This window comes from Peribacillus sp. YIM B13477, from assembly GCF_042787955.1.
Classification (GTDB): domain Bacteria; phylum Bacillota; class Bacilli; order Bacillales; family DSM-1321; genus Peribacillus; species Peribacillus frigoritolerans.
This window is the reverse complement of the sequence record NZ_JBHZPD010000001.1, coordinates 1,328,634-1,354,423: the sequence shown is the minus strand read 5'-3', so window position 1 is coordinate 1,354,423 and position 25,790 is coordinate 1,328,634. Positions and strand designations below refer to the sequence as shown.

Below are 25,790 nucleotides of genomic sequence, written 5' to 3'. Positions count from 1 at the left end.
AATAACCCGAATACATTGCATTCGGGTTATTGGTGTTTGCATAAATCACTTAGTCGTTCGTTTCAGTTTAGCAATAAACGCTGCTTGCCGCTTCATTCGTTTATCCACTTTCTTGTCATGCACCACTAGGATTGCATGAATTAATCCAGGGACATAAAAAAATAGTGTGAGGACCAAATTAAGCACAGCCTGAATGGGTTTACCAGCCAATAAAACTGCTAATGGAGGGAAAAGAATCGCAATTAAATAAAGAATGGTGAACACTCTCCAATATAATGTTTTTTAACTGACTTCGGTTTGTTTCTCTTAATGGTTACTTTACTTTAAATGAGCAGCAATTTGGTTACTGATGTTCCATTTTCCTGATGATTCCCCTTGTTATCGCCTTGATAAATATATGCTCAAGGGCCCAATTCATACCTCCTGTTATATCTGGCTCAAAGAAGCAGTCTTTTACCCCGATATAACAGGAGGGACATGGTTATTCATCGTTTTTGCTGCCATCGGTCAATGTGTCGCGTTTTTGTGTTAGAATAATCAGAATACTAACTTACGAAAGCGGGAGATTTATGAAAAAAAAGATAGGCTGTTTGCATGCACACTATACAAATATAGAATACATAGAAAACGCATTCTCGAAATTCGATATTGAATGGCTTCATTTTGTAGATCCGGGATTGATGCAACGGGTGTCAACGGATGAAAATTTTAATTATTCGGATGCTCAAAAAAAGGTTAAACAACAGGTCGAATGGATTGCTGAATGTAAAGTGGATGCCATTCTGATAACTTGTACAAACTATATTGCTTTATTAAACGAAGAACAACTATCTTTACCCATGCCCATCATTAAAATCGATGAACCATATTTTGAGCAAATTTGCCAATTGCAGCAACCGCAAATGATATTATTCACGAACCCTGCCACTGTTGAAGGAACAGTCAAACGTTTAACTGCACATGCTGAAAAATATGGGACTGTGGATTTTGAAGTCATCATTATCGACGATGCCTTTGAATTCATTATGCAGGGATTGGGAGAAAGATATAATCAGGAAATCATGAATTACCTATCCCAATTTAAAAACGAAAATAGACGGCTGTCTGTAGCTCAGCTATCAATGGTCGAAGCGGCAAGGAGATATGAACTTCAGACAGGACAGACAGTTTTGAATCCATTGCATGCATTGGTTGATTCCATGATCGATCAACTAGAACTAAGTTCCTTGAGTGGCGTTTGAATACGAGGATGTATGGTGACCATGAACGGAATGATTGTTAAACTCAAAAAATGTCTTTGGGTATGAAAAAAATTCATGAATGATCTGGTTAAATCACAATGCAGGGATTTCAGACGACAAGCTCTAAAGAAAAGCGAGTTTGACTGCCGTTTTTTATTTAAAAACCGTTTCAGTTGATATCAGAAATCCATTCCCTTTCCGCCACTGTCTGCCAAGCCGCATCAAAGCGGCTGCGGTGTCCCGGCTAGCCAGTAATTCTACAGGAGTGTCGCAAATTTGTTCAATCCAATAAGGATTATAATATAAAACATGATGAAGGATAATTTAGTCTTATTATATATGCAGAACCCCATTCTACAAACTGAAATCCCTATGCAGGGATTTTTTTATGCCTTTGTACGGATTTGTTCTCGGATGTTTTCTAGTTCTTCGAGGGATAGATCCGTCAGTGAATTTTTAATTTCTTCTTCGACCCGTTTTCGGTCAAGCTCCCTATATTCGCTCCACCAATCTCGCAGCCCTTCGGTGTTTTCGAGAAGATACTCTATATCTATTTCTTCTTGCTCATCATCTGATAAATATCGCATGACTGCACCTAATAATCGATTGAGTTTAGCTGCTTCACTTTCCTTATCAGGTGAAGCGGGGGTATCTTTCACTTCTAAATCATCTTTAGCAGGAACATTCCGAGGTGTCATAATATCCTCCTGTTTTTAATACTAGTGTGCCTAAAAAGGGCGATTTTCAATAGATGTTTTTCGTATTTTTGAAAATTTCTTGGTAAATAAATTTCAACAAATACCTCGTTAGAATATATAAGAAATATCATCATCCTTTAATAGGTTCAAAAAGTAGTCAGTTGGTAAGGGGGAAGGATAATAAAAGGAATAGCTAATGCTATCCTTACATCAAGCGACTATTTTTCTGCATTCTTCTGCGCATCACAAACAAGCCTCGGCACATTTTTGACACTGTTCATGATCGTGTTTTTTGCATTCATTTCCGCAGCTTTCACAAATCTTGACACAAACTTTAGCCAACTCTGAAATAAACGGGGTTCCTCTCCCTATCGCCTATGCTAAAAAAGAGCAAATATCCGCACATTCCCGATCCAAGCGAATGCATTCCAGCATCATGTTTACATGTTCTTCTTTTAAGCATGCGTCGTAACAATGATTACACGCCTTTACTATTATCCATTAAACTACCCTTTAAACTTCTTTTGGGGAAAGGTAAATGGTTCTTTAAAACTGATCGGACAAGTAATGGACTATAGGGAATGAATGAAAGGGACAATGCATAAATTTAAATGAAAGGAGTGGATATATGAAAATGTTCATTAAATTAAGTGTTGCCAGTGTCTCCGGAGCCGTCGTGTATTTGATATATAATGTCAACCAGACGCTGCGTAAAGGAATGGGAACGCTCGAAGAGACAAATAAGACACTGGAAGAGGTAAGAAATGCCGTCCATGGATTGACGCAAGAGTCCAAACAACTGATCCACTCTGCCAATCAAATTACTGCGGATGTAAAAGGGAAGATGGAAAATGTAGATCCTTTGCTGGAATCCGCTCAAGATGTTGGGGAAATGATTCATAATGTAACCAATACCATGAAAGAAGCCAGTTTGGAAGGCCGCCCAAAGGATTTATCCACACAGTCAGCTCCTTCAACTCGAACTAAAGCTGGGGGGGTTCAAATAAAACTCAAATAGTATCATCATTTATCTTTAAAAACAGGCACCCCGGGATTCACTAACCTATTAAAAGCAATCGTTTCTACTATTTAATTCAGAGGGGGAGCTTTATCTTGATTATTCAATATAGTGTGGCTGCAATCGCTTTAGCCTTCATTTGGTTGGTCGTATTTTTGATAAGTACACTTCAAAAGGGAATGGTCACGATAGGGGAAGCCAATCACACATTGGCTGAGGTGCGGAATGCCATCCACGATTTATCCGGCGAATCGAAACAACTATTGCAAACTGCAAATGAAATCACCGACGATGTAAAAACTAAAATGAAAACGGTTGAACCATTATTGGATTCTGCTCAGGACGTTGGTGAAGCGATACATTCAGTTACAAACTCTGTTAAAAAAGCCACTAACGGCTTCCGTACAGAGTTTTCCCCGAAAAAAATCAATGCTATCAAACCCAAAAGCCAAATTAGATAAAAAAGAAAAAAATGAAAAAAATAAAAATGAAAGACACTGCCGGGTTTTGGAGTGTCTTTTTTGATGGTATGTATAATAGCCCTACTCTTATGCCTCATATGGATATTGTTAGTGGTTTATATCTATAAGACCCATTTCTCTCATACAGATCTCTTAACACCCTGTATGAGAATATGGAACAAACATAAATTTTGTATGTTTTGTATGGATTGTAGAACAAGCAATTATCTTTCTGTCTTGTCACCTGTAGAGTGACCGGATGTTTTTGAATCACTGGAATGCTTGACGCCTTTACTAACATATGGTTTGGCGCTTTTTTTCTTGTTGGCACTTGTTTTCCAACGATTCCAGCCCTTCTTGCCCGTTCCAGTGCCCGTACCTTTACCCGTTCCGCTCTTAGCCTTAGCTTTACTCATGAAATCACTCCATTACTATTGTATGGTTAGTTTAAACCATTTTACTTGATTATTACCCAAGTATGTTGAAATATACAGTAACGAAGGTGATATGTACAGGGAAAGGCTCAATATTTTTAATCTAAATCTTTATAAACCAATAACAGCAAGGTTTTTGCCGTGCGGAACTTGCTTTTGGCTTCACTTTATCGATATCGATCTTGATTTCGTCAGTAAGATGCTTATGCCGATTTTTTTGCAAATGGTCAAGTAGTGCATGAAGGTTAATAATACCGCACCAGTGTTCATTCCTAAAATGATTCCTCCCATATTAAGAGAAGCCTGTGACCCTAGGATATACATCATTAAAAAGGCAACAATATGGGACCATACGGTATGGATGAAAGCATCTTTCACTAAACCCAGGCCGATGAGATAGGCTTGCATGGGAATGACAAAAAAATGAAAAAGGAAGTAAGGACATAATAATTTTAAATAGTATGCGGCAGAAGTTGAAGAAAAAAAGAGGGAGGTCAAAGGTTCCGCAAAGAAATAAATGAAAAACACGGCCGGAACTCCATACAATACGGTGAAAGACATCGATTTTTGCAAAAGTACCCTCAATTTTTCTTTATCCTGCCTCTTGTATGCATTCGAAACATTCGGAATGAGCATGATCATTAAGGAATGCGCGATAAAGGCTGGAAAGAAGCCGATCGTCATTGCAACTCCAGTAAGCATCCCAAAATGCTCTGTAGCCACTACCGCACCGAATCCTGCCGAGAGAAGGGCAGTGTGGATCAAAAAAGGTTGGATGGCATTCGTTATCGCATGAAAGATCCTTAACCCCATGGTGGGCAGAGAAACCGCCAATAACTTTCGCCGTGCAAGTTTACCGGTTGTCCGTGAGTTCGTACCGCGCCTCATGATCCGCATTTGAAGAATCAAAAGGTTGATCAAGTAAAGAAAAACGAGGAACTCACTGCCAATCAAAACAAAAAAGGCCATCAATAATGACTTTTCCTGGTTAAAATGAAATAAGGTAAAGATGAGGAAAAGCAAGCCGAATTGTATGATATCTTTTAAAAAGTTGGAAAAGGCAATCTTCCCCATTTGCTGGACACCCATGAAATAGCCTCTTGCAATCGACGAAAAGGCAACTATTGGAATCAGTGTGATGAGCAGCCATTTAATATAGGGATGGTATTTGTCCATTATGGATGAGAAGGAAAGTATGAAAGGCATGACTACACACATTACCAATACGACGACTGCAGCCATCTTAAGTGCATGAATGATAAGATTATAATGCATGGCCTGTTTATTTTCCGCAACGAATTTTGAGATGGAAATATGTAATTCAAGGCTGGCGATCACATATATCAAAAAGAAAATTGGCAATATGGACATATAAAGCCCCATGCCCTCTTCGTGTAATTCCCTGGCTAGGAGCATGTTCACTAAAAATTCGATACATTCACCAAAAAACGCTGCGACAATCAAGATGAGCGTTCCTTTATAAAAAGATTTCATGTTGGTCCACTCCTAACAAGGTGTTTGTATAAAGATATGAGACATGCCATGGAATATTCATGAGGAACTGCAGATCACGGCTATACAAAATGCGATTATGCCTATGGCAATCCTTATTAATCGCTGTTGAAAGATAAAAAATTAAATAAGGGTAAGCTCGGGAAATGGAATGAAATCGATTTGGTTACGATCATTTCTAATGGGAAAATCATTAGCCATGAGACTGATCAAAAGGCTTCATACAGTGATATTCCAATCGAGGGCTTTTTTGTTGCCATGGTTCCTTTGGTCGAAAGTGTCAGAAGAACATAAGAGCGGGACACGAATTTCGCTTTGAAATTCATGCTTTATTTTGCTATCCTTTAGCAGAGGGGATGATCAATATGAAATTCACATCTATTAGTCAATCAAATATAGATGAATTGTGCATTGCGTTTGAAAGTTGTCTTACGAAACATGACATTACATTTAAATATGTAGATATGATGGAGGATAACGGAATCATATCGTTTATTTTTTGTGATGACCCGGAAAATGCGAGATCGGTCGACATGGAAAGTGAACGCTTCATTGGATTGGACACCGATTACATAGCCAAGGAAATTTTAGAGCCAATCCTGCCTAAATTAAAGGAATTTGCACAATATAAAATCATCGATTAAGATGATTTTTTTTGTTTTGACATTTGGTTTTTATTGCCCAGATGGAGCTTGAAATTTAACTTCCTATTTATATACAGGGGTGGTTAGGGGAACTAAAAAAGCTGGAAAGAGGTTTACCATTGGGTAGCTGGCAGGAATGGTGAATAAATAAAAGAAATACCCTGGGTGTGTAAACATCCAGGGTATTTCTTCTTTGAAAAGCAATCTTGATGGATTGTAAAAATCGCTTTTCACCACTTACTATACTTCGCAGCGTTCTGGATTAAATGACCATTTTTTTACCGGCATTTAATTCAACTTCCTGCTTAGGCGTTTCTATGGTCTTGTTTTTCTTCACTCTAAAGTGATAAACCGCATAACATCCAAGGAAGAATGCTCCCCCGCAATACAGGGCCATTCGCTGCTCAGGAACAAATGCTAAACTGATCATGACGATGCAGTTTGTTGCTAAAGCAAGAATGGGGATGAATGGGTATAGCGGAACTTTGAATTTCAGATTTTCTATCTTTCCACCTTGGCGGGTATATGATCTTCTAAAAGCAAGAAGACTAGCAGATATGGCAATCCAGCCAATTTGTGCACCTAATCCTGCAAGGGAGAGAAGAAAGACAAATACTGTGTCAGCAGCCACTACACTAGAAAGTAAAGACAAACCGGCAATCGCCAGTGTGATGAGCAGGGCATTAAGCGGAATTCCTCTCTTATTCACCAAACCGAGCTTCGGACTTGCCATGCCTTCCCTTGAAAGCGAGTAGAGCATACGTGTCGCAGCATAAAGGCCGGAGTTCGCCACTGACAATAGTGCTGTAAGAATGATGAAGTTCATGATGTCAGCTGCATACGGAACCCCGATACTATCCAGTACAACAACGAATGGACTTTCTGAGATACCTGCTTTTTCCCTTGGAATCATCGCCGAAAGTACAGTGACCGAAAGAACAAAGAAGAAGAGGGTTCTCCACACCGTTTGTTTGATGGATTTTGGTATGACCTTTTCCGGGTTTTCACTTTCTCCAGCGGCAATTCCGATTAACTCTGTGCCCTGGAAGGAAAAGTTCACTGTAATCATTGTGATTAGCAGGGCCGATATCCCATTAGGGAAAAGACCCTCAGCGAAAAAGTTTGAGAAAAATGGAGTCTCTTGTCCACCTTTCATATCAATCAAACCAAACATAGCAGCACCGCCAACAATGATGAACAGAATGATGGCCAATACTTTTATGCTGGAAAAAACAAATTCCGATTCGCCAAATGCCTTTGCTGATAAGGCGTTTAGTGCAAAGATGAGAAAAGCAAAGATTGCACACCACATCCAAACGGGTGATTCAGGGAACCATCTTTGCATAAGCTGGCCTGCCGCCAGAAACTCCAAGGCAACTGTAACTGCCCAACCTAACCAGTAAAGCCATCCAATGGCAAACCCGGTGCCAGGACCGATGAACTTTGTCGCATATGTCTGAAACGAACCGGAAACAGGCATCGCAACGGATAGTTCACCTAGACATAGCATCGTTAAATACATGATGAAGCCGCCGACTATGTAAGAGAGGATAGCGCCGAAAGCTCCTGCTTCATGAATGGTATAGCCCGAACCGATGAAAAAGCCCGTACCAATACATCCCCCTATTGAAATCATAAATAAATGTCTTGCTTTCATGCTCCGTTTTAATTCATTTGGTTGATTTTCTGCTGTTTTCATTGAAAAACTCCTTTACCTGATGGGTGCAAACGGTTTCATTTATGTTGGGACGTTGTTAGGGAATTTGTGTTCTTACAAGTCTAATAGCTTAGAATCTGATTCTTAGATGATGTCGAATTCCCTCCGAAAAGAGATTACTTCTGCATTAAAGAAGCATGATTCAAGGAACATAGGTAACTATGCAGAATTAATTTCGAAAGCGCCGCTTAATAAAGAAAGAGAAGCCAAGCGTCAGGAAACTAGGGATGTAAATTGATTCAAATCGATCATCCGCCAATGGAGGAAGAAGCTCATAAACGAAGTATGGGCTTTTTCCTATGGAGTATCACTTTAAAGAACTCTCTATCTTTCTATCAAAAACAAAGTGTCCGATTATTTAACTTGAGCCAATAAATCAGGAGTGATATGTTCTTCCGCTCCATAAAGTAATTTTTCCCCAAGCAATGAGCCCATTAATGCGACAGCAACTTCAGCCGTTTTATTATGCTCGTCCAATATTGGGTTTATCTCAACAAACTCTGCCGATGTAATGATATTAGCTTCAGCCAGCATTTCCATGGCAAGATGGCTTTCACGGTAACTAATGCCTCCCATTACAGGTGTACCGACCCCAGGTGCATCATCTGGATCAAGACCATCAAGGTCAAGTGATAAATGTACAAGATCCGTACGTTCTTTCAGATAGGCGATCGATTCTTCCATCACTTTTGTCATACCCATTCTATCAATCTCATGCATCGTATAGACTTTAATTCCTTTTTCCCTGATTAACTCTTTCTCACCTTGGTCTAAAGAACGGGCACCAATGATGACAATGTTCTCTGGTTTGACCTTTGGAGAATATCCGCCGATGTTAGTCAGTGCAGGGTGGCCAAGACCCAAACTTACGGCTAGGGACATACCGTGTATGTTTCCTGATGGGGAAGTTTCGGCAGTATTTAAATCCCCATGTGCATCATACCATATTACCCCTAAGTTTTCAGTATGCTTCGCTAAACCGGCTAATGTACCGATAGCAATGCTGTGATCTCCTCCTAAAACTAAAGGAAAACGATTTGCTTGGATGACTTCATCCACTTTTTGACTCAATTTTTCATTACCTTCTGCTACATCCTGCAGATTCTTTAAATTTGTGTCACTATCACTTTGTGCTCTTTCCTGTATTTCTACTTTAATATCACCTTCATCACGGACAGTATAGCCAATGTTTTCAAGTCTTTCACTTAATCCTGCATATCTGATGGCACTTGGCCCCATATCCACTCCTCTTCTAGTTTGACCAAGATCCATTGGCACACCAATGATTGAAATTTCCTTTTTCATATGTAATTCCTCCTTCGATTTTTCTACCCTAGTATAAGGGTAAAAGGATAGATGACTCAACTCGACATTTTTTTGAATATTTATACGATTGAAAAAAGGGTAAAAGTCCTGGGTTAAATTTCCTATTATTGATTATTTATGAATTGGATACATTACCGTGTGGGGTATGAAGGGGATTGGCTGAATTCCTTTGAAATCTGCGATTGTTAAGATTTTTATTCCAGGAATGGAAGTGATAGCGTTACCAATCGGAATCGGTGGTAGAAGGAAGATTCTGAAGATATTGAATATATTATACTGGTTACATTTATTCATCAAAATGAGCGGTTTCACCTAAAATGCATGGAAGGATTTTTCATTTTTATATTAAAAAAATTTTTTTGACGTGAGAATAAAGAACTTTTTCTCTAATGTGGTTAACCTCGAGAAACGATTCATTACAAAAAATAGGATAGATTACTAGAGGAAAGTGCCATTTCGAAGGGTTTGTGTTTCACATATACAAAAAGGTAAAGAACGGCTGCCCTTTACCTTCCTGTTAAACTATATGTTGGTTTTAAAATCTTTTATGCCATTCCTCATCTTCAAGTGGCACACCTTTGGTACTAATATATTCTACAATCATATTTCCATGTTCAAGAACTTTATCTTTTTTAAGGCCATTGATCATTTCGTTAAAGCGGTCTTCATCTGTATCCTGTTTCTTACGTGAAAGGGTAATCCGGATGGTAGGGGAAACTTCGTGATCTTTATAGCTGGCTGGCTTATTCGGATCAATGTTCAATTCTTTACCGATCCCCTCATCAAAGACCAAGAGTAATTGATTATTATCGCCTATTTCTTCTTGAATCTTCTCCCAATCTTCGCTTTCTGCAATATCTTCCATTTCCTTGGATATCAACACGTCACCCAGTTCTTTTTCAACATATGGCCTGATTTCCTTCTCTGCATCATCTTGCCATTTATCAGATAGGAATGTATCCTCCATTTCCCCTGTTTCATCATTAAGGAAAACAAGAAAATGCGTACCATATTTTTCATGTTTCACTTTAGCTGCGTATTCAAAATAGCCCCGGTTTCCCATATTGTCGTATAGGACATCATATATTTCGGTTCCTTCATCAAAAGTTTCCTCTAAGTATCTTTCAGCTTTATCCCGGATCTTCTTTTCTTCATCGGGATCTGCTTTCATGCTCTGTGTGAATGAAAACAAAAGGATTACCACACCGACCAAGATGATTGAAAAAACACCTAATAAAGTAAGTAAAATCTTCTTTGTTTTGCTCAAGGGACACCCTCCTGTAATCACTGCTACTTTAAAACAATTCCCATATTATTCTAACATCATTATCGCTCATTTTACTATGGAAATTGAGCCTATCTTTTCCCCAGTGCGAAATCTAAATTACCTGCCCTCCAAAAGATCGGGATACTTTGTTACAATAAATAAATCCTTAGTACCCTAAAGGGAGAGATTGACTTGGAAACCTATCAAAGAAAAATGAACCATAATCGGGATGAATACAGAAAGTTAAGGTGGAAACAGCATCGTATACAAGTTACAGGTTTATTCGATGCCGTTTTTTCGAAAAAAGCGTTCGTAGATAAAGTCGCTATCGTCGGAGCAGGCAATTGCGATGATTTGGATATAGAGTATCTGGCAACTAAATGCAACTCCATATACCTATTTGATATTGATATGGAAAGCATGGAAAAGGGTACGGCAAATTTGCCTGAACGGACCCGGGAGAAAATTCAACTTATTGAAATTGATGTAACAGGCCTCGATAAAGTGGATTTTGATCACCACCTATCTTCCATGCTGAATCGTGGTGAAACGGCAAAGGGAATTATTCGGTATTTAAAGGATACCGAGAATCGGTTAGGTCAGCTTTCTGAACGTGTTTTTGCTAATTATTATAATGATTTTGATATCGTGGCAACTTCTGCCATTTATACTCAACTATTTTATAATTGGGCCATGGAACTTCTTTCCGATCATGCAAACCACTATCAGAAAAAAGATGCAGAAGAGATGAAGAATGGAATTTTGGATGTAAGGGATGAAATCGTTCGTACAGTGAATCACTCTATATCTAAATGTACCAAGCAAAATGGATTCTGTATTACATGGACTGATATCTTAAAAATCGAACCTGAGTATATGGATACCATTAACGAAGGGCTGAATGCCATCTTTGCATTGGCCTCGAACGTTGGATATGGGGCAGCCTTGATAGGGGTAAAAACGTTTATTGAAAAATTGGATAAAAGCGAATTAACCCTTCGATACTGGCCATGGGATTTTCAAGAAAATAAACAGTATTTGACCATTGGCATTATCGGGAGAAACAATGGGTTGTAATTGAATAATGGCGGGATAGATAAGCAAATAAGCAGCTCGATCTATCCTTTTTTTGATTGGTTATAGTCTCCTTAGGAATAGAGGGGGGCTGGGGCCAACAAACCATGGGAATTAAGACGCAATTATATAAAAGGTATAAAAAAACGATGATATTTTTGACTATTTGTCTAATGATTTCACAATTTGGTGTGGATATAATGAATCTGTTGAAAACAGAATATTCCGGTAAGTGGCGGCAGGGACAGCAAATGAAGAGGTGACAGAACTGAGGGGGAAAAATAAGGAAGGGGTGTGTTGGTTGAAAGCTGATATCGTGTTCATAAACGGCGAAGTCATAACCGTAAATCAAAAAAATGAAGTCACGGAAGCCCTGGCAATTAACGGTGATCGTATCTCGGCAGTCGGAACGAATCAGGAAATCAAGGTATTTATCGGAGAAGAAACAAATGTGATTGATTTGCAGGGAAAGTCCTTACTTCCCGGGTTTATAGATTCTCATATTCATCTTATCTTGTATGGTGTCAATCAATTGGCAGTGAGCTGTAAAGCTGAACATATCAAATCTATAGAAGATTTGTTAATCGATCTGAAGAAGAAAGCTTCGACGATCCCTAAAGGTGAGTGGATTCGGGCTTGGGGCTTCAATGAGACCGCAGTGAAAGAAAAACGTTATCCAACAATAGCGGAATTGGATGCTATTTCAACAGACCATCCCATTATCGTGAATCGCACATGCAGCCATATAAGCGTGGTGAATAGCAGGGCGCTTGAGATTGCTAGAATTGATGAAAACTCAGAGAATCCAACTGGAGGGATCATTGAAAAGGATGGAGCGGGGAGACTTACAGGAAAACTCATTGAAACAGCAAATATGATAATGGCCGACAGAGCAAGCTATTCAGAAAGTGAACTGTTGAAGGCGGTCAAAATAGCATCGGGACATTTCATTAAAGCAGGCATTACAAGCATTCATGAAGCTGGTGCTCATGGTCCTGACAGTTTCCGTTTAATGCAGCAGGCCATAAAAAATAAGGACATTCGTGTCCGTGTCTATGCGATGGTCGGTTCATTGAATAATTCTCATGAATTTGTGAATAAAATGATAGATTCGGGAGTGATAACCGGAACTGGGGACGAAAGATTCAAAATCGGACCAGCCAAATTGTTTACGGATGGCAGCAGTACCGGTCCGACAATTGCCACCCGTGAGCCTTATACGAGTGATCCTGGTTATTCCGGGATTCTTTATTATAAAGAAGAGGAGATCCATCAAGTATTAGGTCAGGCACATAAAAGAGGCTTTCAAATCACAGTCCATGCCCAAGGAGACAGGGCAATAGAGATGTATTTAAATTGCGTGGAAAAGGCTTTGAATGAATCGCCCAGAAAAGATCATAGACATAGAATTGAGCATGCTGGAATATCTTCACCAGATTTACAAAAAAGGATGAAAGAACTTGGGGTCATCCCAATCCCCAACCCCCCATTTCCTTATGAATTCGGTGATATATATATTGAACATTACGGCAATAGGGTCAACCATATGTACGCTGCCCGTGATTTTATTGATAATGGCATCCTGGCCGCAGCCGGTTCAGATGCTCCCGTTACTGATCACGACCCTATATTAGGCATACACGTTGCTGTTAATAGAACAAGCAGGTCTGGTATGAAAATAGGTGCGATTCAATCGATTAGCGTATTGGAAGCCATTAAACTATATACATGGAATGGCGCGTTTGCTAGTTTCGATGAAGATGTCAAAGGCAGCCTGGAGGCAGGAAAGCTGGCCGATCTAGTAGTATTGAATGATAGTATATTGAAAGTGGATTCCCAAAATATCAAGGATTTGAAAGTTGAATCGACGATTCTGAATGGGGAGATTCTTTATCATAGGGAAACAATGGTGGAAATATAATCTACGTGACTATTCTAAAACAACAAGACCTTCACTTACAATTTTTTGGCTTAAGCGAACGAAGAGGATTTAGCAGGTTATCTAAAAGGGGGATATTTGCTATGAAAAAGCAAAAATTATTAATTAATGGTGAGAGGCTGAGTCGTACGCTAGAGAAATTTGCTGATTTTGGACGCACAGAAAACAACGGGGTCACACGGCTATCCCTTTCCGACGAAGATCGATTAGTCCGTGATTATTTTTGCGCTTGCTGCAAAGAATTGGGTATGACCATTAAGATTGATGATATGGGGAATATTTACGCCACTTTAGCGGGACTTGAAAACAAACCACCCATTGTAATGGGATCGCATATGGATACCGTAAAAAAGGGCGGGCGGTTTGATGGTATCTTGGGTGTAGCTGCAGGCTTGGAAGTCGTGCGTACTCTGGTCGATAATAATATCCAGCCTAAAATTCCGGTAATGATCGTCAATTTTACGAACGAAGAGGGAGCCAGATTCGAACCTTCCATGATGTCTTCGGGAGTTCTTTCGGGTAAATTTGAAAAATCCGTCATGCTGCAAAAGACGGATAGTGAAGGAACCACTTTCGAAAGTGCCTTGAGTGCCATTGGATATGCAGGGGATCAAGAGTCTCGTTTAAAAGAAGCAACTGCATTTCTAGAGTTGCATATTGAACAAGGGCCCATTCTTGAACGGGAATCACTAACGATCGGTGTCGTTGAATGTGTCCTAGGTATGGTTTGCTATGAGATAGAAATTACAGGAGAATCCGATCATGCAGGAACCACCCCGATGAATATGAGAAAAGATGCTTTCTTCACCGCGAATAGCTTAATCATGGAAGCCCGTCAGAAGCTAGGCATGCTTGATGACGATTTGGTTTTTACGATGGGAAGGGTGAATGTGTTTCCGAATATCCATACGGTCATCCCTAATAAAGTGGTTTTTTCGCTTGAAGCGAGACATAAGGATTCCAAAGTCATCGAAAAGGTGGAGGAAGTCATAAAAAGCCTTATAACTGCAGGTTCAGAAGACGGCTGCGACATCCAAGCGAAAAAATTGTGGGACAGGGATACCGTGTGGTTCGACAAATCCATTTGCAATTTGCTCGAGCAATCGAGCAATTCATTAGGACTACCATATAAAAGAATGGTAAGCGGTGCAGGACATGATGCACAGTTTATAGCCAGTTATATACCTACTGCCATGGTTTTCGTCCCAAGCATCAACGGGAAAAGCCATTGTGAAGAGGAACTTACTACATGGGAAGATTGTGAAAAAGGCGTCAATGTAATATTGGAAACGGTCCTTGCCATCCAGTCATCTTAAGCGGAAATATGGTTGATTGTATACAGCCAGTGACCGAAGGGTGCCATCAAACCATCAGTTCAGCATGAAAGTCGGCTTGACTGGTGGTTATGCACCCGTGTAAGGAAACTAATTTGGGGGAGGGTATAATTTGAATGCTATTAAGCTATTGCTTTTTGTTCCATTTATAGGATTTTTAGGTTTATTGCCCTATGCAAATAAAATAGAACCGTACATATTGGGAATGCCTTTTTTGTTATTTTGGGTTGCATCTTGGATGGTGCTGGCATCGATTATCTTAATGATCGTCTATAAGTTCGATCCTGATAATAAAGGGAGTGAATCTGATTGAATATCTCATTGCTCATCATTGCCATCTTCTTGGTTCTAGCACTTTATTTAGGGATTAAAGCAAGAAAAGGGAAGGATATGGATATGGAGCAATTTGCCGTAGGGGGCAGGGGCTTCGGTACATTCTTCATTTTTCTCTTGATAGCAGGTGAAATTTATACAACTTTTACATTCCTGGGCGGAAGTGGGTGGGCATACTCAAAAGGTGCCGCTGCTTATTATGTTCCCGCCTATATTTTCTTAGCTTATGTCCTATCATATTGGCTCGTCCCTAAAATATGGAGATATTCAAAACGACATTCCATTATCTCTCAGCCAGAGTATTTTGCATCTAAATATAAAAGCAGGTCAATGGGGATGATCGTTGCTGTATTGGGAAGCTTAGCCCTCGTCCCGTACATAGTCATACAGCTTAAAGGATTGGGTATCATTGTTTCAGAAGCATCATACGGAGCCATTTCACCAGTTGCTGCAAGTGTGATCGGTGCTGTGGTTGTAACTACCTATGTAATGATTTCAGGCATTCATGGTTCGGCATGGACTGCCATACTGAAAGATTTCATGATTTTGGTGGTCGTCATCTTTTTAGGGATTTACATTCCAGTTCATTACTTCGGAGGCATACAGCCAATGTTCGAGACCGTGCAAGCTGCCAAACCTGAAATGCTCGTTTTGGCAGATCAGGGATTGAGTCAGTCCTGGTTTGTGTCCACCGTTTTGCTGAATGCACTAGGATTTTATTTGCTGCCACAAACTTTCATGGTCGTTTTATCGTCCAATGGGGAAAGGACCCTTCGCAAAAATGCGATTGCGTTACCTTTATACACATTGTTGCTGCTGTTCGTTTTTTTCATTGGATTTACAGCCATCATGCAAATCCCGGGTTTGCAAGGAGCTGATGGTGATCTCTCACTTTTAAGGCTGGCGATACAAACATTCGATCCTTGGGTGATAGGGGTTATCGGAGCTGCAGGTTTATTGACGGCCCTAGTACCGGCTTCAGTCATGCTAATGGCTGCATCGGTAGGTCTGACAAATAGCTTTTTCAAAGTCCTGGTCCCTGCTGCGACTGAAACACATCAATTGATTGTCTCAAGGATAATCATTATTGGTATCTCAATCATTGCTTTAATTGTAACGGTTACAGGCGGCGAGGCTTTGGCCATCCTGAATATCATGTCATACAGTTTAATTACGCAACTGGCCCCGTCCTTGTTTTTCAGTTTGCCAAAAACCAATATAATCAATAAGTATGGTGCGATGGCTGGAATATTGGCAGGTGTCCTGATTGTTTTATATGCGACAATTGCAGATGTGAAGGTTGCTACATTCCTGCCAAATACCCCACATGTAATTAACGATATCAGTACAGGCGTCATAGCTTTGTTGATTAATATACTAGTAACATTCCTTGTAAGTGCCCTGACTAAACATATCTCCTTGCAACAGACCGAGATGAATGATCTGGACAAGATATCCTGATTTCTTTTAAAAGTCAGGAAGAACTGATAAAACATGATATGGGAGGGCTTTTGTGAAAATTAAAATAACGGCTTGCCAATTTCGTGTAGAAAAAGTGTCAAATTTCCTTGAATTTCAGGAACAAGTAGAAGACTTGATCACCCAAGTTCCCGAAAACTCGGATTATATCATTTTTCCTGAACTGTTAACTATCGGGTTATCAGCGGCCTTTGGAGAACAGGATGCTTCGTCCGTTATCAGGATCGATGAATATACCAATCAATACAAAGATCTTTTCAGGTCAATTTCAAGAAAAAGAAAACAGGTCATCATTGCAGGCACTCATCTGGAACGCCGCGAAAATGAATACTACAATATTGCTTATATTTTTGATGAAGACGGATCAGTCGTTGAGCATAAAAAGACTCATATCTTTCCTGCTGAAGCGAATTGGCATACTTCTGAAGGCGATGAACTGGAGGTTTATTCCGTGGGTCCGGTTAAGATAGGGATAGCGGTATGTTATGAAGCGGAGATACCTGAAATTTCAAGGATATTATCAGTGAACGGTGCCGACATCATTTTTTGCCCATCATACACATTTACAGAGGCTGGTTTTTGGCGAGTTCGCCATTGCGCACATGCACGTGCAATAGAAAATCAGGTATATTTTGTTCATTGCCCCACAGTTGGTGAACCAGGATCACCCTTGCCGAACGGATATGGCCGTGCCAGTATCCTTAGCCCCTGTGACAGCGCTTGGCCTGCTAATGGAATAGTGGCCGAGGCGGTAATGAATGAACATACCATCATTACCGGTACAGTGGATATGGACGAACTTTATGAGAATCGAAAAAGTGGTGCAGCAACCACCTTCAAGGATCGTAATCGCCGAAAAGATATGTATGCGAAATATGAACCATACGAAGGGCTGAAATGATGTGTTGGATCCCGAACCGTTGTCGTCCGAATGAAGGTCCAATAAAGTGCGGTGGTAGGTCAAAAAATGACCCCTGAAACGAGTTCTTTAACAATACCTGGTTATTCTTCGTGATTCTTCAGTTTGATTGGCGTATTAGTTATAGAACTTATCTATTCTCTGGCCGAAGGAATCGGTAATTGACTAAATATACAAAATATATTGTCAATTCTTGCTATATATATTAAAATATATATAACCATTTCATATTGTAATAATATAGATAGTCACCCTATTTATACCTGTTATGATGTCTGTAATGGCAGGAGGCACAACAATCATGTTTCAACAGAATACAGTATATATAGTTGGCGAATCGAAGGCACCGTCCAATAATCCAATTACACAGCAATTCAACTGCTTTTTTATCGGGTTTGTCATTGATCGTGATACGCATGAAATAGTGGATGCGGAATGCTCGACCACGATATCGATTACATCACGCTTCATTCAATCCATGTTAGTTGGTAAATCCATTCTTCGGCCCGATGAATTGGAGACAGAAATTGAGCAACGGTATTTTGGTTCATCTCAGAAAGCACTGACCGTCGCCCTAAGAAATGCCAGCATCAAATATCAGCAACTTTATAAGTTATAGCTGCTTCTTTTGTCAGTCGCAATTGAAATCCAGCTGTTAAAGAGTGCGTACGCGCTCTTTGGCAGCTGGATTTTTCTATGTAGTGCCATGCAATAATTAATAGAAGAGTGTGAAAAAAATGGAAATTACCTTTTGTTATAAAATTTAAGGAGGTATGGAATATGATTCAAGATGGTGTAATGTTTGTCTGCTTTTTATTGGCATTTACTGCCGTGATTGCGGTTGTGGAAAAAAAGATAGGAGGAAAGTTCTTCAAGTATGTTCCTGGTATTGTCCTTATTTATATTGGAGCGGCTCTGATGAAAACATTCGGGGTCTTTTCAGATAGTGAGTCAGTCGAAAGTGCATATAGCACCATACGGGGGCTCCTCTTGCCTGCCATGTTGATGCTTATGCTTTTGCAATGCGATATGCGGAAAATCATCAGGCTTGGACCAAAGATGCTGTTAACTTTTTTTGCGGCTTCATTCAGTATTATTGGAGGGTTCACTCTTACTTACGTTTTAATGAATGGCTTTTATGCGGAAGGAACTTGGAAGGCATTCTCGGCCTTGAGCGCAAGCTGGACAGGGGGCTCTGCCAATATGGTGATCTTGCAAGGCATACTCGATGTGCCTGAAAATATTTTTGGCTATGCGTTGATCATGGATACTGTTAATTATTCCATTTGGGTCATGTTCTTGTTTTGGCTGGTGCCTCTTGCTGGTAAATTCAATATTTGGACGAAAGCGGATACATCTTTCATTGATCAGATGACTTCCGAGCTTGAAGCGGGGGAAACCGCCAAGACGGAATTCGGATTCGTTGAATTGATCGGTTTCTTGGCGCTGGCTTTAATTGTTTCAGCAGGTGCAACCCAAATTGGGGAGAGACTGCCGGTACTCGGTGCCGCTGTGAATGGAACCACTTGGACGATCATCATCGCTTCGACCGTAGGATTAATTCTGGCTGTCACGAAGGTTGGACGTATTGCCGGTTCCATGGAAATTTCCAAAGTCATGCTTTATATCGTCATTGGTTTAATTGCTTCCCATGCCGATTTTTCACAGCTGTTTCAAGCACCTGTCTATATTATTTCCGGCTTTATGATTCTATTCTTTCATGGATTGATCATGGTCATCTTGGCCAAAATCTTTAAGTTGGATCTATTTACAATGGGAGTTGCCTCTTTGGCCAACATAGGGGGCGTGGCATCAGCCCCCATATTGGCAGGTGCATTCAACCGGGCGCTAATACCGGTCGGGATATTGATGGCAGTACTTGGCAGTCTTCTGGGCACCTATTTTGGAATTCTTACATCATATATACTCTCAAGCTTTTAAGGAAGGGTTGTTAATATGAAGATTGAAAGTTTACAAGTATCAGTGGAAACCTTGCCACTTATCAAGCCATTCAAGACTGCATTACGCACTGCAATGGAAATTGAAAACATCATGGTTTCCGTAAAATTGGAGGATGGAACGGAAGGTTTGGGGGCTGCAGCCCCTACGGTTGCCATCACAGGTGATTCTACAAAAGGAATCATGTCGGTCATTGAAGAAGTAATCACACCACATCTAATTGGCCGCGACATCGAGAATATCAATGCATTGTCTCAGCTGATCCAACGATCCTGTGTAGGTAACACAAGTGCAAAAGCTGCTGTTGAAATCGCTTTGTACGACGCAGTCAGCAAACGATGGCAGCTTCCATTATATCAATATCTTGGCGGTAAATCTAATGTCCTGAAAAATGATATGACAATCAGCGTTGATGAACCTGAAGAAATGGCAAAGGCGGCATTGTCCCTTATCGAAAGCGGATTCTCTACGATGAAGATAAAACTGGGGAAGGATTGGAAGAGTGACGTGGAGCGAGTTGCCTGCATTCGTGCTGCTGTTGGCGAACAGGCTATGATCAGGATTGACGCAAATCAAGGGTGGACAACAAAACAAGCGATTTCCATCATTCATGAAATCGAAGAAAGAAAGCTGAACGTTGATTTGGTGGAACAGCCCGTGCAAGCCCATGATATCGAAGGATTGAAAGAAATAAAACGCTCTGTCCAAGTGCCGATCATGGCCGATGAAAGTTTGTTTTCCCCACGTGATGCCATGAGGCTCCTGAATGAACATGCCGTTGATTTCCTTAATATCAAATTAATGAAAACTGGCGGAATTCGACGTGCACTCCAAATCGCCGATATGGCAGAAGCAGCCGGGGTGGAATGCATGATCGGGAGTATGATGGAATCATCCGTTAGTGTAGCGGCCGCGGCTCATCTGGCAACCGCCCATCCAAATATAACGAAGATTGATTTAGATGCCCCATTATGGATTAAGAATGAGCCATTTGAAGGCATTCAATTTATGAAAGATCAACTTCTCATTTCCGATAAACCTGGACTGGGAGTCAAGAGGAAATCCTCTTTTGCTCAATAAAAAAATTTCGAAAGGGTGAATGATTTGAAAAGGTTAACCGTTTTTGTGTTATCTTTATTTGCTTTTGGTATTTTAGTATTCAGTCCCAATGAAGCTAGTTCCAGGGAGAAGCAGAGAATTGCCTATGTTGATGTGAACGTGGCCACTCTTTGGACTGAGCCGGGATTATTAAGGGAAATCGATGCCCCTTCTGCATCGAATCCCGCTGATTTGAATGAATGGATCGGCTCGATGAAATATGAAGACAAGCTGTGGCTTGTAGGTAACCTGGAAACACAAGCTTTATATGGTTCTAAAGTGACGATTCTTGAAGAACGTGGCGAATGGGTGAAAGTAGCCGTTGCCAATCAACCTACACCCCGCAATGATATTGGTTACCCAGGTTGGATGCCAAAGGCACAATTAAAAGACGGACATTCTTTTGAGAAGCAATTTAAACGAGGATTTGCCCTTGTAAATGCCCCAAAGACCTGGCTTTATTCGGATTCGAAACTTCGGTCCAAATTCATTGAAGTCAGCTTCAATACCCGCCTTCCGCTATTGCAGGTGAAAAAAGATAAAGTGAAGGTGATGACACCGGGTAATGGGGCAAAATGGATGGAAAAGCAAGACGTGTCAGTCTATCAAAATGAAAATCAAATACCGGCTCCAACCGGTAAGGACATCGTTGAATCAGGAAAAGGTTTTTTGGGGCTACCTTACCTATGGGCTGGAATGTCCGGTTTTGGATTTGACTGTTCTGGATTTACGTATACGATGTACCATGCTAACGGAATAACGATCCCAAGGGACTCTTCCATTCAGGCCCAGCATGGCAAAAAGGTTGAACAAGAAAATCTTCAGCCAGGTGACTTACTATTTTTTGCCCATGATAAAGGGAAAGGAAAGGTCCATCATGTCGGAATGTATATTGGTGACGGCAAAATGATCCATTCGCCTAACAGCTCAACACATGTAAGGATTGATGAAATAAAAACATCGGGATACGGAGAGGAATATGCCGGAGCAAGAAGATATATCGATTGATGCCTAAAAAGCTTAAGAGCCCAGTGCTCTTAAGCTTTTTTCATATGTAAACAGATCTTCTCTCAGAATATGCTCCGATGTCTTTAAAGAGGAATCGTTTTGAATAAGTTGTTCCGGTGGCCTATAGAGTGTTTAGTTAAGATTAAATGAGACTAAATATTCAGGGATGATTATTATCCATTTTTTGGTGAGTGAAACTTGACTTCACTACTTCCTTAGGTTGCGAATTCCACGATGAGGAAAAATATGGTATAATTAGTTGCAGATATTTCTTAATATTATAAAAGTAAGGGGATGCCAATGATGATCACTTTTCCAAAACCTGATGTTGAGCAATTTTTACGAACGTTTTCCATTGCTGATTTTGCTGTAAGTCCAGATGAAAAACATCTGGTTTTCAGTACCAATTTGAGCGGCAAGTATAATTTATGGGGAATGGATTTGCCAAACTCCTTTCCTTATCCGCTTACATCCATCGATCAAAGCTGCCAAGGGCTTATATATGATAAGAAGAGCCGGTTTATCATTGCTGGTTTCGATCAAGACGGTAATGAAAATACCCAGTTTTACGGAGTTCTTTTGAATGGAGGTACAATGAAGGAAATCGTTAATCATGAAAATACACGTAATTTCATGCCAAAATTATCGAATGACAGTAAAAAGCTCTATTACACGACATCCAGAGGAAATCCGTCCTTTCTTAATTCCTATTGTTTGGATTTAGAATCAGGACAGGAAAGGCTGGTACTGGAGGGGAAAGATGCAGCGACCTATTTATTTGGCTTCAGCCCTGATGAAGAAACCTTACTTTACTATAAACACTTTGCTAATACATATACTCTTCTCTATGCAAAAAAAGGGAACGAAGATATCCTGCTCACTCCGCCGACAGAGAAGCAACACACAGTGAATGATGGGGTTTTTGTTTCGGATTCGATGATATATTTATTGACTGATTATGATTCGGACTTTACCTATTTGGCTTCATACAACCTTGAAACAAACAAGTTCTGTAAAGTTAAAGAATTGGAGAATGAGAGTTTTACTGCCATTACTTATAGTAAAGAGAATCAATTATTATATATAACCAGTCAAAAGGGTGTAGAGGATCAATTATATGAAATCAATCTGCAAAATGAAAATTGGAGAAACATCCCCGTGCCATGCAGTGTCATTAATAAACTTGAAGTTGCTGCATCAGGCACGCTTTACCTATTTGGCATGAGTGCAACCAAGCCTCATAATATCTATAAAAATACAGGTGATGAGTGGGTATCATTAACTAAATATACTGTTCCTGGCGTCGATTCCAATGAATTGGTTGAACCGGACATCATTACCTACCCTTCCTTTGATGGCCGGGAAATCGAATCGTTATTTTTTAGGGCAAAAAAGGAAAATGACAATGGTGAAGTCATTTTTTGGCCTCATGGAGGACCTCAAGCGGCAGAACGGAAGTTTTTTAGAGCTTCATTTCAATTTTTCCTGAATAACGGTTACAGTATTTTCGCGCCAAACTTCCGCGGTTCTACTGGTTATGGTTTGGAATTCATGAAAATGGTAGAGGGAGATTGGGGAAATGGACCGCGACTTGATAATGTAGCCGGCCTTGATTGGCTGATAGACCAAGGGCATGCACAAAAAGGCAACATTCTTTTGATGGGCGGAAGCTTCGGAGGCTATATGGCCCTTCTGCTGCACGGGCGACATGCGGATTATTTTAAGGCGGTTGTCGATATTTTCGGCCCATCCAACCTATTCTCATTTATCAATTCCGTACCTGAAGACTGGAAGCCAGTCATGGACCAGTGGGTAGGAAATCCGGAAAAAGATAAAGAAAAACTAATCGAGTATTCGCCTATCACTTATCTAGAATCCATGATAAAGCCAATGCTTGTCATTCAAGGAGCAAACGATCCCCGTGTCGTCAAAGAGGAATCGGATCAAATCGTTCAAGCGTTGAAGGATAAAGGAAGGGATGTCGATTATATGCTTCTAGAAAATGAAGGACATGGATTTTCCAAAAAAGAAAATGAGATTGCCGTCTATCAAAAAATACTCTCCTTCTTAAATCGATTCACAGCAGTAACAGAGAAGGTATAATCTATATTTTTACAACTTAAGAACCCCTGCCGCTCACGTTCAAAGTGATGAAGCAGGGGTTTTTAAGTTTTGGGAGTTAGTAAATAGCTACCAATATGGCGTTTAAAAAAATCATTCCTTTAAAATTCGGAATTCCCCGAATAAACGCTAGTCACCTAGTTATAAAGTGCTATATAATATACGGAAAAAGTATTTTTTGTTTAACGGAGTTGATTCGCAATGCCACGGGAATTATCGATATACTTACTCGTAGTTATATTGGCAGGTGCTTTAAGTTTGTTCCTGTGTTTATTTGCACTATTAAAGGTCAAGGATGCACCTGGAGCAAAACCGTATATTATCGTGACATTATTGTCTTCCATTTTTACTTTTTCCTATGCTTTCGAACTTTCCAGTACATCTTTGGAACAAATCTTATTTTGGTTAAGGGTCGAGTACTTGGCCTTGCCATTCATCCCAGTCTTCCTTTTGTTGATGTGTATCGAATATATAGGGCATAGCCTCAAGAAGGTATGGAAATATGCACTCTTCATCATACCGTTCATCACCATTTTCATGCATTATACAAATGATTCTCATCACTTATATTACAAATCAATGCGATTGAGAGGCGATAGTCCTTTTCCAATAATTAAACTGGTGGGCGGCCCTTGGTTTTACGTTCACTCCCTGTTTCTTTTTTTATGTGTGATGATAAGTATAATAATATTGCTAAGGCAGTTGAAAAATTCTTCATTCAGATTCAGGATGCAAATATCAATGATGGTGGCAGGTCTGCTTATTCCTATAATAGCAAATTACTATTATATAAACGGATTAAGCTCATATGGAATCGATCTTGGTCCTGTATCCATGAGTATCACGTTTATCTTTCATGGTGCGGCACTATTGACTTTTCAAATGTTCAATATAGCACCGATCGCCAGGGATACTGTTTTTGAAAGTATGAAAGAGGGTGTCATCGTTTTAAATCAACATGGTTTGATTGTTGATTATAACCATGGAATGCGCAAAGTCATACCTTTGTTGGATGAACATACTATAGGTAAATCGATTACAAGTGTGCTAAATGGGAATCATCATCTTAGGGAAATAATCGACCTTAAGCAAGACAGGGATTTTACACGCAGCATAAATGGTGATATGGTACATTACCATATTGGTTTTTCACCCGTGTTCAACAAAAGCAACCAACCTATCGGACAGATCATTACCTTCGCCGACGTAACTGAAAGAGTGCTCATGCAGGAAAAGTTGAAACAACTTGCCAGCTTGGACGGGTTAACCCAAATATTGAATAGAACATTTTTCATCAAAAAATCGGAAATTTTATTCGATGCTCTAAGCAGGGAAGGCGGCAGTGTTTCAGTCATCATGTTTGATATCGATCATTTTAAAAATGTTAATGATACTTTTGGACATGAAGCAGGGGATGCTGTCATAATGCTTGTTGCAAATACTGCAAAAGAATATATTCGGGAAGGAGATCTATTAGGGCGCTATGGTGGTGAAGAATTTATCGTATGTTTGCCGAATACCGATTTACCCACTGCATATGAGTTGGCCGATGTTATAAGGGGTAAGGTTTCTGAAAGTATTGCAGAGGTTAATGGAGAGAAGATTTCCGTTACCTGCAGTTTCGGTGTGACTCATGCATCAATTGAAGCTGGTGATCGAGGCCATTCCATCCAAACATTGATGCCACGGGCCGACCAAGCCTTATATGCCGCAAAGAAGAATGGCCGAAATTGTGTACAGATCATAGCCTAAGACTATATTGCCTTTCTTTTAAACCTTGAACTTGTTCTAGGTTTTTTTCATTGTGTTCAAGATTCCAGACACACCTTAAGCTGCGTTATTCATGATGAGTGCCCTATTTTTTACTAGCTCTGTATACTCTATAACCGAGGCTGTTTCCGTAAGAAAAAATGAGGCGATAATGTTCGTCCATGACTCGTTTCAAAGATTCATTCAAAGGCTGAAGGGGCTATTTGAAACTTAAGAATTCATTAATTGCTCTAAGGCGGTACTCGATCTCAAGATATTTACCTCTAAAAACCCGTTTTGTCGGAAGAATTCAACCATTCGGGTTGCATTTTAATAATTCTCTTAAATGATAAAATTTCATGATTTCCTTTTTTGAGGCAGAATCAAGGCTGGTTTCCGCTGTCATATCAATGGATAACAAAGTTCCTTTTAGTTTAAGGACCCTGTAAAATTCACTGA

General features: G+C 40.0%; 23 protein-coding genes and 1 pseudogene. 16 read left to right on the top strand and 8 right to left on the bottom strand.

The features are described 5' to 3' along the window. Positions 1 to 45: 45 nt before the first annotated feature. A complete protein-coding gene (locus ACFX4H_RS06530; RefSeq protein WP_377434763.1) occupies positions 46 to 255 on the bottom strand; it encodes a YqaE/Pmp3 family membrane protein in 210 nt (69 codons plus the stop codon). Positions 256 to 569: 314 nt separating this feature from the next. Here ACFX4H_RS06530 and ACFX4H_RS06525 point away from each other — a divergent pair, with 314 nt between their 5' ends. Next, positions 570 to 1,241: a hypothetical protein gene (locus tag ACFX4H_RS06525; RefSeq protein ID WP_249597959.1), complete on the top strand. Its 672-nt coding sequence runs from the start codon at positions 570 to 572 to the stop codon at positions 1,239 to 1,241. A 386-nt stretch (positions 1,242 to 1,627) separates the two neighbouring features. Here ACFX4H_RS06525 and ACFX4H_RS06520 read toward each other — a convergent pair whose 3' ends face one another. Together ACFX4H_RS06520 and ACFX4H_RS06515 are read right to left on the bottom strand one after the other, a co-directional pair. Next, the gene (locus tag ACFX4H_RS06520; RefSeq protein ID WP_034312065.1) at positions 1,628 to 1,939 is read right to left on the bottom strand and encodes a hypothetical protein; all 312 of its coding nucleotides are present in this window, start codon (positions 1,937 to 1,939) and stop codon (positions 1,628 to 1,630) included. Between the two features lie 243 nt (positions 1,940 to 2,182). Continuing rightward, a pseudogene (locus ACFX4H_RS06515) lies at positions 2,183 to 2,437 on the bottom strand (four-helix bundle copper-binding protein). Positions 2,438 to 2,567: 130 nt separating this feature from the next. Here ACFX4H_RS06515 and ACFX4H_RS06510 point away from each other — a divergent pair. Then, the gene (locus tag ACFX4H_RS06510; protein ID WP_052137419.1) at positions 2,568 to 2,957 is read left to right on the top strand and encodes a DUF948 domain-containing protein; all 390 of its coding nucleotides are present in this window, start codon (positions 2,568 to 2,570) and stop codon (positions 2,955 to 2,957) included. Positions 2,958 to 3,052: 95 nt separating this feature from the next. Then, the gene (locus tag ACFX4H_RS06505) at positions 3,053 to 3,418 is read left to right on the top strand and encodes a DUF948 domain-containing protein (protein ID WP_034312062.1); all 366 of its coding nucleotides are present in this window, start codon (positions 3,053 to 3,055) and stop codon (positions 3,416 to 3,418) included. A gap of 224 nt (positions 3,419 to 3,642) precedes the next feature. On the opposite strand, the gene ACFX4H_RS06500 is transcribed toward ACFX4H_RS06505, so the two are convergent. Together ACFX4H_RS06500 and ACFX4H_RS06495 are read right to left on the bottom strand one after the other, a co-directional pair. Continuing rightward, positions 3,643 to 3,834, bottom strand: coding sequence for a DUF3934 family protein (locus ACFX4H_RS06500; protein WP_241636022.1), 192 nt, complete (start codon positions 3,832 to 3,834; stop codon positions 3,643 to 3,645). A gap of 180 nt (positions 3,835 to 4,014) precedes the next feature. After that, on the bottom strand, positions 4,015 to 5,346 hold the full coding sequence (locus ACFX4H_RS06495) for an oligosaccharide flippase family protein (RefSeq protein ID WP_241636024.1): 1,332 nt from the start codon (positions 5,344 to 5,346) through the stop codon (positions 4,015 to 4,017). Positions 5,347 to 5,729: 383 nt separating this feature from the next. Between ACFX4H_RS06495 and ACFX4H_RS06490 the strand changes: the two genes are divergently transcribed. Further along, positions 5,730 to 6,008: a hypothetical protein gene (locus ACFX4H_RS06490; RefSeq protein ID WP_034312053.1), complete on the top strand. Its 279-nt coding sequence runs from the start codon at positions 5,730 to 5,732 to the stop codon at positions 6,006 to 6,008. A 262-nt stretch (positions 6,009 to 6,270) separates the two neighbouring features. Here the strand turns inward: ACFX4H_RS06490 and ACFX4H_RS06485 are convergent, their stop codons facing one another. From ACFX4H_RS06485 to ACFX4H_RS06475, 3 genes are all read right to left on the bottom strand, one after another. Beyond that, positions 6,271 to 7,707, bottom strand: a complete 1,437-nt coding sequence (locus ACFX4H_RS06485; RefSeq protein WP_241636026.1) for an amino acid permease — start codon at positions 7,705 to 7,707, stop codon at positions 6,271 to 6,273. A gap of 372 nt (positions 7,708 to 8,079) precedes the next feature. Next, positions 8,080 to 9,030, bottom strand: a complete 951-nt coding sequence (rocF, locus tag ACFX4H_RS06480) for an arginase (RefSeq protein ID WP_034312048.1) — start codon at positions 9,028 to 9,030, stop codon at positions 8,080 to 8,082. Between the two features lie 556 nt (positions 9,031 to 9,586). Continuing rightward, positions 9,587 to 10,318 carry a hypothetical protein gene (locus ACFX4H_RS06475; RefSeq protein WP_377434641.1) on the bottom strand — a complete coding sequence of 244 codons (732 nt, stop codon included), beginning with the start codon at positions 10,316 to 10,318 and terminating at the stop codon, positions 9,587 to 9,589. 192 nt (positions 10,319 to 10,510) lie between these two features. Here ACFX4H_RS06475 and ACFX4H_RS06470 point away from each other — a divergent pair, with 192 nt between their 5' ends. The 12 genes from ACFX4H_RS06470 (at position 10,511) to ACFX4H_RS06415 (ending at position 25,334) form a co-directional block, all read left to right on the top strand. Beyond that, entirely contained in the window at positions 10,511 to 11,395 is an 885-nt protein-coding gene (locus ACFX4H_RS06470; protein WP_098936486.1) for a hypothetical protein, read from the top strand. A 298-nt stretch (positions 11,396 to 11,693) separates the two neighbouring features. Next, complete coding sequence (locus ACFX4H_RS06465; protein WP_377434639.1) at positions 11,694 to 13,313, top strand: amidohydrolase; 1,620 nt, start codon at positions 11,694 to 11,696, stop codon at positions 13,311 to 13,313. 101 nt (positions 13,314 to 13,414) lie between these two features. After that, entirely contained in the window at positions 13,415 to 14,647 is a 1,233-nt protein-coding gene (locus ACFX4H_RS06460; RefSeq protein ID WP_377434636.1) for a Zn-dependent hydrolase, read from the top strand. A 130-nt stretch (positions 14,648 to 14,777) separates the two neighbouring features. After that, complete coding sequence (locus ACFX4H_RS06455; protein WP_377434633.1) at positions 14,778 to 14,978, top strand: DUF3311 domain-containing protein; 201 nt, start codon at positions 14,778 to 14,780, stop codon at positions 14,976 to 14,978. Next, a complete protein-coding gene (locus ACFX4H_RS06450; protein WP_377434630.1) occupies positions 14,975 to 16,459 on the top strand; it encodes a sodium:solute symporter family protein in 1,485 nt (494 codons plus the stop codon). The genes ACFX4H_RS06455 and ACFX4H_RS06450 overlap by 4 nt, the downstream gene beginning before the upstream one ends. Before the next feature lie 52 nt (positions 16,460 to 16,511). Then, complete coding sequence (locus ACFX4H_RS06445; protein WP_057277690.1) at positions 16,512 to 17,378, top strand: carbon-nitrogen hydrolase family protein; 867 nt, start codon at positions 16,512 to 16,514, stop codon at positions 17,376 to 17,378. 319 nt (positions 17,379 to 17,697) lie between these two features. Then, positions 17,698 to 18,015 carry a DUF3870 domain-containing protein gene (locus ACFX4H_RS06440; protein WP_034312026.1) on the top strand — a complete coding sequence of 106 codons (318 nt, stop codon included), beginning with the start codon at positions 17,698 to 17,700 and terminating at the stop codon, positions 18,013 to 18,015. Between the two features lie 161 nt (positions 18,016 to 18,176). Further along, positions 18,177 to 19,337: a DUF819 family protein gene (locus tag ACFX4H_RS06435; protein ID WP_377434627.1), complete on the top strand. Its 1,161-nt coding sequence runs from the start codon at positions 18,177 to 18,179 to the stop codon at positions 19,335 to 19,337. A 15-nt stretch (positions 19,338 to 19,352) separates the two neighbouring features. Beyond that, positions 19,353 to 20,435, top strand: a complete 1,083-nt coding sequence (locus tag ACFX4H_RS06430) for a dipeptide epimerase (protein WP_377434624.1) — start codon at positions 19,353 to 19,355, stop codon at positions 20,433 to 20,435. A gap of 24 nt (positions 20,436 to 20,459) precedes the next feature. Beyond that, positions 20,460 to 21,461 (top strand): C40 family peptidase, encoded by a 1,002-nt coding sequence (locus tag ACFX4H_RS06425; RefSeq protein WP_241636043.1) that lies wholly within the window; start codon positions 20,460 to 20,462, stop codon positions 21,459 to 21,461. 303 nt (positions 21,462 to 21,764) lie between these two features. Next, complete coding sequence (locus ACFX4H_RS06420; protein WP_377434760.1) at positions 21,765 to 23,564, top strand: S9 family peptidase; 1,800 nt, start codon at positions 21,765 to 21,767, stop codon at positions 23,562 to 23,564. Positions 23,565 to 23,783: 219 nt separating this feature from the next. Further along, complete coding sequence (locus tag ACFX4H_RS06415; protein WP_377434621.1) at positions 23,784 to 25,334, top strand: histidine kinase N-terminal 7TM domain-containing diguanylate cyclase; 1,551 nt, start codon at positions 23,784 to 23,786, stop codon at positions 25,332 to 25,334. The last annotated feature ends 456 nt before the right edge of the window (positions 25,335 to 25,790 follow it).

Coding starts and splice junctions, on each gene's coding strand:
- ACFX4H_RS06525 (WP_249597959.1), top strand. CDS start 570: ATGAAAAAAAAGATAGGCTGTTTGCATGCACACTATACAAATATAGAA.
- ACFX4H_RS06520 (WP_034312065.1), bottom strand. CDS start 1,939: ATGACACCTCGGAATGTTCCTGCTAAAGATGATTTAGAAGTGAAAGAT.
- ACFX4H_RS06510 (WP_052137419.1), top strand. CDS start 2,568: ATGAAAATGTTCATTAAATTAAGTGTTGCCAGTGTCTCCGGAGCCGTC.
- ACFX4H_RS06500 (WP_241636022.1), bottom strand. CDS start 3,834: ATGAGTAAAGCTAAGGCTAAGAGCGGAACGGGTAAAGGTACGGGCACT.
- ACFX4H_RS06495 (WP_241636024.1), bottom strand. CDS start 5,346: ATGAAATCTTTTTATAAAGGAACGCTCATCTTGATTGTCGCAGCGTTT.
- ACFX4H_RS06490 (WP_034312053.1), top strand. CDS start 5,730: ATGAAATTCACATCTATTAGTCAATCAAATATAGATGAATTGTGCATT.
- ACFX4H_RS06485 (WP_241636026.1), bottom strand. CDS start 7,707: ATGAAAACAGCAGAAAATCAACCAAATGAATTAAAACGGAGCATGAAA.
- rocF (WP_034312048.1), bottom strand. CDS start 9,030: ATGAAAAAGGAAATTTCAATCATTGGTGTGCCAATGGATCTTGGTCAA.
- ACFX4H_RS06460 (WP_377434636.1), top strand. CDS start 13,415: ATGAAAAAGCAAAAATTATTAATTAATGGTGAGAGGCTGAGTCGTACG.
- ACFX4H_RS06440 (WP_034312026.1), top strand. CDS start 17,698: ATGTTTCAACAGAATACAGTATATATAGTTGGCGAATCGAAGGCACCG.
- ACFX4H_RS06435 (WP_377434627.1), top strand. CDS start 18,177: ATGATTCAAGATGGTGTAATGTTTGTCTGCTTTTTATTGGCATTTACT.
- ACFX4H_RS06430 (WP_377434624.1), top strand. CDS start 19,353: ATGAAGATTGAAAGTTTACAAGTATCAGTGGAAACCTTGCCACTTATC.
- ACFX4H_RS06420 (WP_377434760.1), top strand. CDS start 21,765: ATGATCACTTTTCCAAAACCTGATGTTGAGCAATTTTTACGAACGTTT.
- ACFX4H_RS06415 (WP_377434621.1), top strand. CDS start 23,784: ATGCCACGGGAATTATCGATATACTTACTCGTAGTTATATTGGCAGGT.